General features: G+C 62.8%; 7 protein-coding genes. All 7 read left to right on the forward strand.

Translation table 11 applies throughout. The annotated features are described in order from the left end of the window. The first annotated feature begins 17 nt into the window (after window positions 1–17). Window positions 18–1,685: an extracellular solute-binding protein gene (locus tag ACFOTD_RS21830; protein WP_378122045.1), complete on the forward strand. Its 1,668-nt coding sequence runs from the start codon at window positions 18–20 to the stop codon at window positions 1,683–1,685. Window positions 1,686–1,775: 90 nt separating this feature from the next. Further along, entirely contained in the window at window positions 1,776–3,515 is a 1,740-nt protein-coding gene (locus tag ACFOTD_RS21835) for a right-handed parallel beta-helix repeat-containing protein (RefSeq protein WP_378122046.1), read from the forward strand. 563 nt (window positions 3,516–4,078) lie between these two features. Beyond that, window positions 4,079–5,095 (forward strand): LacI family DNA-binding transcriptional regulator, encoded by a 1,017-nt coding sequence (locus tag ACFOTD_RS21840; protein WP_378122047.1) that lies wholly within the window; start codon window positions 4,079–4,081, stop codon window positions 5,093–5,095. A 355-nt stretch (window positions 5,096–5,450) separates the two neighbouring features. Then, window positions 5,451–7,580 (forward strand): DUF5054 domain-containing protein, encoded by a 2,130-nt coding sequence (locus tag ACFOTD_RS21845; RefSeq protein ID WP_378122048.1) that lies wholly within the window; start codon window positions 5,451–5,453, stop codon window positions 7,578–7,580. 192 nt (window positions 7,581–7,772) lie between these two features. Continuing rightward, on the forward strand, window positions 7,773–9,638 hold the full coding sequence (gene iolD, locus ACFOTD_RS21850; RefSeq protein WP_378122049.1) for a 3D-(3,5/4)-trihydroxycyclohexane-1,2-dione acylhydrolase (decyclizing): 1,866 nt from the start codon (window positions 7,773–7,775) through the stop codon (window positions 9,636–9,638). 12 nt (window positions 9,639–9,650) lie between these two features. After that, window positions 9,651–10,571, forward strand: a complete 921-nt coding sequence (gene iolE, locus ACFOTD_RS21855) for a myo-inosose-2 dehydratase (RefSeq protein ID WP_378122050.1) — start codon at window positions 9,651–9,653, stop codon at window positions 10,569–10,571. A 2-nt stretch (window positions 10,572–10,573) separates the two neighbouring features. After that, window positions 10,574–11,626 carry a 5-dehydro-2-deoxygluconokinase gene (gene iolC / locus ACFOTD_RS21860; RefSeq protein ID WP_378122089.1) on the forward strand — a complete coding sequence of 351 codons (1,053 nt, stop codon included), beginning with the start codon at window positions 10,574–10,576 and terminating at the stop codon, window positions 11,624–11,626. Window positions 11,627–11,646 lie beyond the last annotated feature (20 nt).

Here is an 11,646-nt window from a genome sequence, read left to right on the forward strand (position 1 = left end):
CGAAGGGGACTACACACATGAAAAAAGCGAAGCTTCTGGGTTCTGCAGGACTATCCGCCGTCATGCTGGCCACCGTGCTTGCGGGCTGCGGCAACGATTCGAACAACGAACAGGCTTCGTCTTCCGCGCCGGCCGCCGCGTCTTCGGAAGCAGCGTCTTCCGCCTCGGCCTCCCCTGCGGGGGACGCCGATCCGTATGCGGAGCATCTGGACCTGTCCGTCTCCTGGTGGGGCATCGGCGTCGGCTTCGAGAAGCATGACGAGATTTTGCAGAAGCTCGAGAAGGATTTCAACGTCACCTTGAAGCCGATGGACATCGGGTGGGACAACTACAAAGAAAAAGCGCAGGTATGGGCCGCGGCCGGACAGCTGCCCGACATCATCACCAACAGCATCACGAACGACAATCCCGCCACGTATAACGAATGGGTCAAGCAAGGACTCGTCCATGCGCTGCCGGACGATCTGAGCGCTTATCCCAACGTCGAGAAGGTCGCCAAGGCGCCGGAGGTGCAGGGGATCTATCGCGAAGGCAAGCTGTACGCGATTCCGCGCATGACGTATCCGAACACCGACCTGTGGGCCGTGGACCGCGCGATCTACGTCCGCAAGGACTGGATGGAGAAGCTGGGCATTCAGGATCCGAAAACGTTCGACGAGTTCGAAGCGATGCTGACCGCGTTCGCCACCAAGGACCCGGACGGCAACAACAAGCAGGACACGACCGGCATTGTCATGAATACGCTAGGCTATTTCAAATCGGTGTTCGTCCCGACCTTCCCGCAATTCGGCAACCAAAGCTGGGTGCAGGAAGACGGCAAGTGGATCCCCTTCTATGCGTCCAAGCAGATGGACAACGTCGTCGTGCAAGCCCGCAAGATGTACGCGGACGGCGCGCTCGACAAGGACTTCGCGGTCGAGAAGGCCGGCGAAGCCAACCAGAAGTTCTATCAGAACAAAGCGGGCGCGCTGGCGTTTAACGTCGATTCGGCGAGCGGCGCGACGGGCATCCGGGCCGAGTGGGAGAAAAACAACCCGGGGCAGAACTTCTTCGACCACGTGAAGGTGCTTCACCTGTGGCCGGCCGCCGACGGTACGATCTATCGCCACACGACCAACTCCTGGTGGTCCGAAACGATGATCAACGCCGACGTCGACGACAAGAAGCTGGACCGTATCCTGCGCATCTACGATTGGCTGCTCTCTCCGGAGGGCAAGGAAATGTTCGACTACGGCATCGAAGGCAAGGACTTCACCAAGAGCGGCGACCAGTACACGATTACGCGTCCGAAGGACGGCGACTCGTACATCGATCTGAAGAAGGAATACCCGTCGATGGACATCGTTTCGCAGCTGGCGATGTGGCGCAACGTGAGCGCGATCGAGGATTCGCCGATTAATAGAGCCGCGAAGGGCGACGACATGGTACAGTTCATTCAGGACGAGCTGAACTGGCAGATGCAAAACGCCAAGCCGATCCCGACGGCGTTCGAAATTTTCACGATGTCAACGCCGGCCAAGGATAAGCTGTCGGCCATCAACTTCGACGACGACTTCACCCGCATGATCCTGAGCAAGGACGATCCTGTCGCGATGTGGCACGACATCGTCAAGGGCTACGACGGCAAGGGGCTGCAGACGGCGATCACGGAAGTGACGGCAGAGATGGCGAAGCAGGGGAAGTAAGCGGAATCTTGAGGAAATGCCTGCCGGGGAGCCGGCTGGGCATTTCCTTGCTTGCTTGGTGAAAGAGAGATTGGTGAACGGAGGAGCAGCATGAGCGAAACGAATCGACAGGCGGGTGCGGAGCCGGCAGTATGGCGGCTCGAAGACTTTGGCGCGCGGGCGGACTCAGGCGAGGATACGACGGTTGCGATGCAGCGGGCGATTGCGGCGGCTGCAGGCGCGGCGGGACCGGCGCTGCTGACTTGCGGGCCGGGCCGTTACGATTTTTATGCCGAGGAAGCGGCCCGCGTACCCTACTTCATCACGAATACGGCCAGCGAGACGGAGAACCCGGATATTACGAAGACGATCGGCGTTTATATGAAAGGTGTGCGCGATCTGACGCTGGACGGCCAAGGCGCGCTATTCGTTTTTCATGGCAAACAGACCATGCTCGCGCTCGACGGCTGCGAACGGGTAACGATCCGCAACTTGCGCATGGACTATGCGGTCCCGACGGTGACGGAGGCCAAGGTGACCGGCATCGGCAGCGAATGGCTGGAGCTTGAGGTTCATCCGGATTCCCGCTGCGCGGCAGAGGGCGGCAAGTTGGTTTGGATCGGTGAAGGCTGGCGCTTCCATGAAGGGCCGGTTCAGGCATACGATCCTGCGCGCGATACGACCTGGCGCATCGACAATCCGGTCGAGTCGGCAGTGACGGCGGAGCTGATCGGATCGCGACGAGTGCGGCTGAGCTTCGGCGAGGCTAGGGCTGCTGTGAAAGCGCTGGCGGGGATTGAGGCCGGCTATGTGCTGCAATTTCGCGACGGCATCCGCGACCAGGTCGGCGCGTTCCTGCTGGACAGCCGTGACGTCGTCATGGATGGTGTCGGCATGCACTTCATGCACGGACTCGGCATCGTGGGGCAGTATAGCGAGAACTTGTCTTTTGTGCGCATGGAGCTGGCGCCGCGTCCGGAGACGGGCAGGACCGTCGCGGCCTTCGCGGACTGCATTCATCTGATGGGTTGCCGCGGCCGGATCGAGATCGCGGATTCCCGGTTCGCCGGCGCCCACGACGACGCGATCAACGTCCACGGCACGTATTTGCAAATCGTGGGCCGGCCTGCGCCGAACGCGGTGGAAGTGCGGTTCATGCATCCGCAGAGCTACGGCTTCGAGGCTTTTCGGGACGGCGACGAGATCGAGTTCGCGAGAGGCGGCTCGCTCGCGGCATTCGGGACCGGCAGGGTGCGTTCAGTGGAGCGGATCGACGATCGTACGCTGCGGCTGACGTTAGAGGAGCCAGTGACGGTAATTGAGGATTTTGCGCCGGGGGATGTCGTCGAGAACGTGACTTGGACGCCGGAGGTTCGCATCGCCGGCAACCGCTTCGCGCGCATTCCGACGCGCGGCATTCTGATCACGACGCGCCGCAAGGCGACGATCGAAGGCAATGCGTTCGAGCGAATGCGGATGAGCGCCATCCTGGTCGAAGGGGACGCGTCGTCCTGGTTCGAATCGGGACCGGTGCACGATCTGACGATCCGGGACAATCTGTTCGTCGAATGCGGGGACGGCGACTTTCCGGTGATCGCCATCACGCCGGCGGCCGACGAGCCGGACGCGGCGCGGCCTGTACACCGCAACATTCGTATAGAAGGCAATCGCTTCGAGACGCGGGAGGCTTTGGTGCTGATGGCGAAGGGAGCGGCAGGCGTTTCTTTTGCGGACAACGAGATTCGGGCGGTAGGGTTGCCGGGAGGCGGCTTCGGCGCGTTCGAGGGGACGATTCGGCTCACCGCTTGCGCGGATACGGATGTTAGGGACAATCGGTTTATAGTTTCGTAGGATGAGATGGCGTTTGCGCGGGGGACTGCCATGCTCAAGCGATAGTTGTCAGATGGCATTTATTTTTGGCCGAATCCGGCAATTGGAGAGCGATAGTTGTCAAGTGGCATCTAATTCATCCCAAATCGGCTTTTTTTATCATCCGTATTGAAAATAACCGCTCTTTGAAACTTATCGAGAAATAACGCCTCAACATGTGAGAAATAAATGCTGAAATGCAGGAATTTTTGGGGCGGTGGGTGTGAAGGTAAAGCGGGTATCCGCGTCGGGGCGGCGCAAGTGAAGGTGGAGCAGATGACCACGCCGGAGCGGCCGGTGTGGAGGTAGAACAAGTGGTCACGACTGGGCGGCGGAAGTTAATATGGAGCGGATGACCACGACTAGGCGGCGAATGTGAGAGTAGCAGACGGTCAAAGGCGATGTGGCGGTTGCGCGGGTCGAGTGACGCGGAATGCGCGCGAGAGTCGGCGCGGACGATTGCAATGATGGCTCCGACATCGGATAATAGCCCTAGGCGCGCGCCTTGCGCGCTTTTCTGATTCGATTGAAGTGGGGCTGCGTCTATGAAACCGACTACGATATACGATGTCGCCAGAGAAGCGGGCGTATCGATCGCCTCCGTCTCCAACGCCATCAACGGCAAAGGCAAGATCGGGAAGAAGAAACGAGAAGAAATTCTTAAAATAATGGAGCGTCTGAACTACCAGCCCAGCGTTATCGCGTCGGCGCTGACGGGCAAAAAGACGTATACGCTCGGATTGCTCATCCCGGACGTCGCCAACCCGTTTTTCGCAGAGATCGCGCGGGCGGTCGAGGATATTGCCCATTCGGCTGGGTACAGCGTCATCACATGCAGCACGGACAATCAGGACGAACGCGTGCTGGCATATATCCGGCTGCTGGAACAGAAAAGCGTCGACGGCATCCTTATCGGCACCGGGGGCGGCGCGGATATTTTGGCGCAGCTTGCGGAGAAGCCGCTGCCGACGGTGACGATCGCCCGCGAGGTGCAGGGCTTGCCGGTCAGCGGCGTCGCCACCGACGACTTTCGGGGCGCATCGCTTGCCGCGGCGCATCTGCTCGGGCTCGGTCATCGCAGAATGGCCGTGCTCGCCGAGGACTTGAAGGTAAGCAGCAGCCAGGAGCGGGTGCGGGGCTTCCGTTTCTCGCTGTTCGAAGCCGGTGTCCGGCTTGAGGACGGCGACATCCAGCCCTGCGCCTCCAGCATCGAGGACGGCAAACGCGCCACGCTCGAACTGCTGCGGCGCGACGATCGGCCGACCGCGTTGTTTTGCAGCAACGAGCTGCTGGCTGTCGGCGCGCTCCAGGCGGCCAGGGAAGCCGGTATTGCCGTCCCTGCCGAGCTGTCCGTCGTCGGCTACGACAACACGCTGCTCTCGACTGCGACCAACCCGCTGCTGACGACGATCGCCCAACCGATCGGGCAGATGGTGAAGCTGGCATTTGAACTGCTGATCGGGAACGGACCCGAGAGCGCCAGCCCCGTCCCCCAGCGGATCGTCATGCAGCCGGAGCTCGTCGTGCGCGAGTCGACGGCAGCCACGGATATCGGGGTTTGAAGGTAACTGGCTTTTGCCAGCTGGCCGGCGATGTGCGGATCAAAGCGGGCTTCCGGGCAGGGGTAGCTTTTCGGGCTCGCTATATGGCGGCATATTTTGCCGCTATGGCGGGACGAAAGTGAACCGGCGGAGATAATAGCGGCACTTTTTGCCGCTATCGCGGCGCGAAGGTGAACCTAGGGACGGGGGCTTCTTGCAGAACGTTTTTCCGCTAGGGGCAGGTAAATTTGCCTTCGCGCATAGCTAATATAATTTTTTGCTAATAAAAAAATTTCATTGTGGGTTAAGCGCTTTACCTAATTCGTGTTTTCGATTACAGTAAAGATGATTAAACGGTTGCAGGAGGAATGCGGCGGTGGCACCCATTGAACGCGTGCACGTTATTTTCAAAACGCATCTGGATATCGGCTTCACCCATCTGGCGGAGCAGGTCGTCCGGCAGTACATGGACGACTATATACCGAAGGCGATCGAGCTCGCCGAGCAATTGGAGGCGGCAGGCGGTACCGAGCGTTTCGTATGGACGACCGGTTCCTGGCTTATCAGCCGCTATCTGGACGAGGCGCAGCCCGAGGATAAGGCGCGCATGGAGCGCGCGATCGCTGCCGGCCATATCGCCTGGCACGGCCTGCCCTTCACGACGCATACCGAGCTGATGGACGCGGGGCTGTTCGAGGCCGGTCTTGCGATCGGTCGCGAACTGGACGCCCGGTTCGGCAAACGGACCGTCGCGGCGAAGATGACGGACGTTCCCGGCCATACGCTCGGCATGGTGCCGCTTGTGGCACGGGCGGGGCTGCGCTACCTGCATCTCGGGGTCAATCCGGCATCCAAGCGGCCGGACGTGCCGCGTCTTTTTCGCTGGCAGGCCGACGACGGATCGGAGATCATCGTCAACTACGCCGGCAATTACGGCGAGGCGGTGGAGGTCGAGGGGCTCGGCGACGCGCTATTGTTCGCCCATACCGGCGACAACTGCGGCCCCCCTGATGCGGAGGAAATCCGGCAGCAGTTCAAGGACATCGGGCATCGTTACCCGGGCGCACAGGTGCTGGCCTCGACGATGGATGCCTTTGCGCTGCAACTGGAGACCGTGCGAGACAAGCTGCCGATCGTCCGCGAGGAGATCGGAGACACCTGGATTCATGGCGCGGGCACCGATCCGTTAAAGCTCGCCAGCCTGCGTACGCTGCAGCGGCTGAGGAACGAGTGGTTGACGACCGGCCGGCTGCGGGAGGATGACGTTGCCTGCCGCGCGCTGAACGAGGCGCTGCTGCTCACCGCGGAGCATACGTGGGGGCTCGACGTTAAAAAGTGGCTGCCGGACTTCCGCAACTATGCCAAGGCCGACTTCATGGAGGCGCGCCGCCGAGACATCGTCGATCCGCTCGACCAGCCCGCGAAGTTCGCTTACATCGGCGCGTTCGCCATGGACGAATTCGACAAGCATTCGGCGGGGCTGTTCGAAGGGGAGGAAAGCGTGCGATCGTACGCCATGATCGAGCGTTCATGGGCGGAGCAGCGAGCGTATGCGGAAAAAGCGGTCGGCGTGCTCCCGCCGGCGCTGCGGGATGAAGCGCAGGCGGCGCTCGCCGAGCTGGAGCCGCGACGTACGGATACGGCCGTCGGTTTCGCCGAACGACGACAGAACGAGCGCTACAGAAGCGGCGGCTTTGAGCTCGCTTTTGCGGGCGACGGCTCGCTCTCGTACCTGGCGGACGGCAACGGCAAGCAGTGGGTCGCCGAAGCCGAAGGCGGCGGAGTCGGCGCCTACGTGTACGAGACGTTCGGCACGGACAGCTACGGCCATTATTTCCGCACGTACATGCAAAACCTGCCGGTCACCCATCCGTGGGCCGACGCCGACTTCGGCAAGCCCGGCTTCGAGTTCGTCCGCCCGCTGCCTAGCCATCGGACCTACCGGCCGACGCTGGTCGACATCAAGCATTCGGCGGATACGTCGGGAGAGCGTTACGTGCTGCGCCTGCGCATGCCCGAGGAATCGTGGACGCTGTATGGCGCGCCGCGCGAGCTGGAGCTGACTTATATCTTCGACGCGGGTGCCAAAGACGAGATCGGCATGACGCTGCAGTGGTTCGGCAAGGACGCGAACCGGTTGCCCGAGGCGAGCTGGCTAAGCTGCGGCCTCCAGGTCGGCAATCCGAACCGCTGGACGATGGACAAAATGGGAAGCGCCGTGTCGCCGCTGCAGGTCGTGCAAGGCGGCAACCGCAATTTGCATGCCGTCGGCAGCGGCGTGAGCTACCGGGGCGCGGACGGAGATGCGGATATCGCGACGTTGGATGCCGCGCTTGCGGCGCCCGGACAGCGGAGGCTGCTTCAGTTCGACGGCACGTTCGCCCCGCTTGACGGCGGCTGGCATTTTAACCTGCACAACAATATTTGGGGCACGAACTTCCCGATGTGGTACGGCGAGGACGGGAAGTTCCGCTTCCGGCTGAAGCTGAGGTCGAATCCGGTCTAAGCGAATCGGGTTGGACGAGGCTAGCATTCGAGGTTGAACGGGGATTTGAGGTCGAATTAGAATTTGGGTCATATAGAAGATGGACGGTTGCGGAATGGCGGCGCAGCGGGATCGGATTCGATTGCGTAAGCCGTTTTTTCAGCCGATTGGATTAAGCGCTTAATCCCATTAAACGATTGGAGGACTGGGTTTATGGAAACGATCCGACTGACGATGGCGCAGGCGCTGCTCCGCTTTCTGGACGCGCAATACATTAGCGAGGACGGCGTCGAGACGAAGTTCGTGGCGGGCGTCATGGGGATCTTCGGGCATGGCAACGTAACGGGCATCGGGGAAGCGCTCGAGCGGAGCCCGGGAAGCCTGACCTACGTGCAAGGCAAAAACGAGCAGGGTATGGCCCATGCCGCGACTGCGTACGCCAAGCAGAAAAACCGCAAGCAAATCTACGCCTGCACGTCCTCGATCGGACCGGGCGCGCTCAACATGGTGACGGCGGCGGGCACCGCCACCGTCAATCGCATCCCGCTCCTGCTGCTGCCGGGCGACAACTTCGCGTCCCGCCAGCCCGATCCGGTGCTGCAGCAGATCGAGGCGCCCGGCGACTACACCATGTCCGCCACGGACTGCTTCAAGCCGGTCAGCCGCTACTGGGACCGGATCGTCCGGCCGGAGCAGCTCCTGAGCGCGGCGCTGAACACGATGCGCGTACTGACCGATCCCGCGGAGACGGGCGCCGTGACGCTCGCGCTGCCGCAGGACGTGCAGGCCGAGGCGTACGACTATCCGGCCTCCTTTTTCGCCAAGCGCGTTTATTACCGCGACCGCACCATGCCCGCCGCCGAGGCGATCGAGCGCTGCATCCGCCTCGCTGCCAAGGCCAAGCGTCCGCTCATCGTAGCCGGCGGCGGCGTCCGCTATTCCGGCGCATCCGAGGCGCTGGCCGCGCTAGCGGAAGCCTTCGGCATTCCGGTCGCCGAGACGCAGGCGGGACGCGGATCGCTGCCCTGGAGCCATCCGCTCAACGTCGGCGGCATCGGCGTGACGGGCGGGCTCGCGGCGAACCGGCTCGCGAAGGAGGCGGACCTGATTATCGGCATCGGCACCCGCTATTCCGACTTCACGACCGCCTCCAAGTCCGCGTTCGCCCGCGAGGGCGCAGCTTTTCTCAATATCAACGTGAGCGGCATGGACGCCGCCAAGCTGGAGGGCGCGGCCTGGATCGGTGACGCGAAGGCGGCGCTGGAGGTGCTGCTAGAGCGTCTGTTCACGCTCGGTTACCGCACCGCATACGGCGCGAACGAGATCGCCGATATCCGCGCGCTATGGAACGCCGAGATCGACCGGCTGTACGCGCTGGAACGCGAGGACGGCCTGGCGCAGACCCGCGCGCTCGGCGTCGTGAGCGAAGCGCTCGGCGACGAGGCCGTAATCGTGTGCGCCGCCGGCAGCCTGCCCGGCGATCTGCAGCGGCTGTGGCGGACCGGCACGCCGGATGGCTACCATCTCGAATACGGCTTCTCGTGCATGGGCTACGAGGTCAGCGGCGCCTTCGGCGCGGCGCTCGCCGCGCCGGACCGCGAGGTGTATGCGCTCGTCGGCGACGGCAGCTATCTGATGCTGCACTCGGAGCTTATCACGAGCCTGCAGGAGGGGCGCAAGTTCACGATCCTGCTGTTCGACAACCACGGCTTCCAATGCATCCACAATCTGCAGCGCGGGCATGGGAGCGACGGCTTCGGCAACGAATTCCGCTACCGCGAGCCGTCCTCCTCCCGATATACGGGCGCGTATATGCCGATCGACTTTGCGGCACATGCCCGCAGCCTGGGAGCGGCCGCCTACAAGGCCGATTCGGCCGAGACGCTTCGCGAGGCGCTGCTGCGCTCCCGGGAAGAGCAGGTTACGACGCTCATCGAGATCTCCGTGCTGCCCGGCACGAATACGGACGGCTATGAGTCGTGGTGGAACGTGGGCGTGCCGGAGGTATCGGCAGGCGAACGGGTTGTCGAGGCGCATGCGGCCATGAAGCAGAAGCTCGGCGAGGCCAGACCTTATTAGGAGGGAATTTCAGTGAGCGCTTTTCCTTGGAAAATGGGCATTCATCCGATCAACTGGGTCGGCGAGGATGTACGGGAGCATGGCGAGGAGACGACCTGCGAGCAGATCCTGAACGATATCGCGGCATTGGGACTGACCGGCACCGAGATGGGACGCAAGTTCCCGGAGGACCGCGATGGGCTGCGCAAGCTGCTGGACGCGCGGGGCATCCGGCTCGTCTCCCGATGGAAGTCGGTGCTGCTCAGCGATCCGGCATACCGCGAGCGGGAACTGGCGGATTACCGGAAGCACGCCGAGTTCCTTCGTGCCATGGGCAGCTCGGTCATCAGCACCTGCGAGGTCGGGGGTTCGCTGCATTTCGACCCGCGGCGCACGCCGCACGAGCGCGAGGTGCTGCGTCTCACCGAGGACGGCTGGCGCCACCTGGCCGAGGGGCTGAACGAGGCGGGGCGGATCGCGCGCGAGCTCGGCCTCAAGCTGACCTATCATCATCACGGGGGCACCGCGGTCGAGACGCCCGAGGAGATCGACCGGCTGATGGCCATGACCGACCCCCAATACGTATACCTGCTCTACGATACCGGGCATGCCTTATACGGCGGAGCGGATCCGCTCGCGCTGCTGCGCAAGCATTACGGCCGCATCGCTTATATCCATCTGAAAGACGTGCGCCTTAGCGAGCTTGAAGCGGCGCGCGCGGACGGCGTCGACTTCGTCGCCTGCATTCGCAGAGGCGTGTTCACCGTGCCGGGCGACGGCGGCATCGACTTCGGCCCGATCGTGCGGGAGCTGCGGACGCGCGGCTACGACGGCTGGGCGATGCTCGAGGGCGAGCAGGATCCCGCTGCGCACCCGCCGCGCGAATACGCGGCACGGTCAATAGCTTATCTGGGTGCGCTCCTAAGCGCGCAGGAGAAGGAGGAACGGGCATGAGCATGGAAAAAGTCGGCGGCAACAACGTGAAAGTAGATCAGGCGAACGCGGGATTGACCTTGCCGGAAGGCCGCGAGTTCGATCTGACGGCGCTCGGCCGCCTGTGCATCGACCTCAATGCGAACGAGATCAATCGCCCGATGGAAGAGACGCTCACTTTTACCAAGTACGTCGGCGGTTCGCCGGCGAACATCGCGATCGGCGCGAGCCGGCTCGGACTCCGGACGGCGTTCATCGGCAAGCTCGCGGACGATCAGATGGGCCGCTTCATCGCCGATTATCTGCGCCGCGACGGCATCGATACGCAGGGCGTGTCGACAGACCGGACGGGCGCGGTGACGGGGCTCGCTTTTACCGAGATCAAGAGCCCGTCGGACTGCAGCATCCTGATGTACCGGGATAACGTCGCCGACCTGCTGCTCTCCCCGTCCGAGGTGAGCGAGGAGCTGATCGCGCGCAGCCGGCTGCTGCTCCTGTCGGGCACGGCGCTCGCAGCAAGTCCGTCCCGCGAGGCGGCGCTGCTGGCGCTGACCTATGCGCGCAGGCACGGCACCGCCGTCGCCTTCGACATCGATTACCGCCCTTATACGTGGAAATCCCCGGAGGAAACGGCCGTCTACTACAATCTGGCCGCAGAGAAAAGCGACATCATCGTCGGCACGCGCGAGGAATTCGACAGCATGGAGCGCTTCGAGCACAATCCGGACCGCAGCGACGCGTTCACGGCGTCCAAGTGGTTCGGCCATGCCGCCAGCCTCGTCATCGTCAAGCACGGCAAAGCCGGCTCCGTCGCGTATACCCGGGACGGCGGGGAGCACCGGGCCGTATCGTATCCGGCAAAAGTCATCAAGACGTTCGGCGCGGGAGATTCGTATGCGGCAGGCTTCCTGTACGGGCTGCTGTCCGGCTGGGCGGTCGACCGCAGCATGTCGTTCGGCAGCGCCGCCGCGAGCATCGTCGTGTCCAGCCACAGCTGCTCCGACGCGATGCCGACGGTGGGGCAGGTCGAGGATTATATCGCGCGCTGCGAGCGCGGAGAGATCGTTGCCAACTGACTCGGCGTTTAACTATGAAC

The organism is Cohnella sp. GCM10012308, assembly GCF_042649185.1.
In the GTDB taxonomy this organism is placed as follows: domain Bacteria; phylum Bacillota; class Bacilli; order Paenibacillales; family Paenibacillaceae; genus Cohnella.

Excerpts from the sequence above, each read along its gene's own strand:
- iolC (WP_378122089.1), top strand. The coding sequence starts at position 10,574 with ATGGAAAAAGTCGGCGGCAACAACGTGAAAGTAGATCAGGCGAACGCG.
- iolD (WP_378122049.1), top strand. The coding sequence starts at position 7,773 with ATGGAAACGATCCGACTGACGATGGCGCAGGCGCTGCTCCGCTTTCTG.
- ACFOTD_RS21835 (WP_378122046.1), top strand. The coding sequence starts at position 1,776 with ATGAGCGAAACGAATCGACAGGCGGGTGCGGAGCCGGCAGTATGGCGG.
- ACFOTD_RS21840 (WP_378122047.1), top strand. The coding sequence starts at position 4,079 with ATGAAACCGACTACGATATACGATGTCGCCAGAGAAGCGGGCGTATCG.
- ACFOTD_RS21830 (WP_378122045.1), top strand. The coding sequence starts at position 18 with ATGAAAAAAGCGAAGCTTCTGGGTTCTGCAGGACTATCCGCCGTCATG.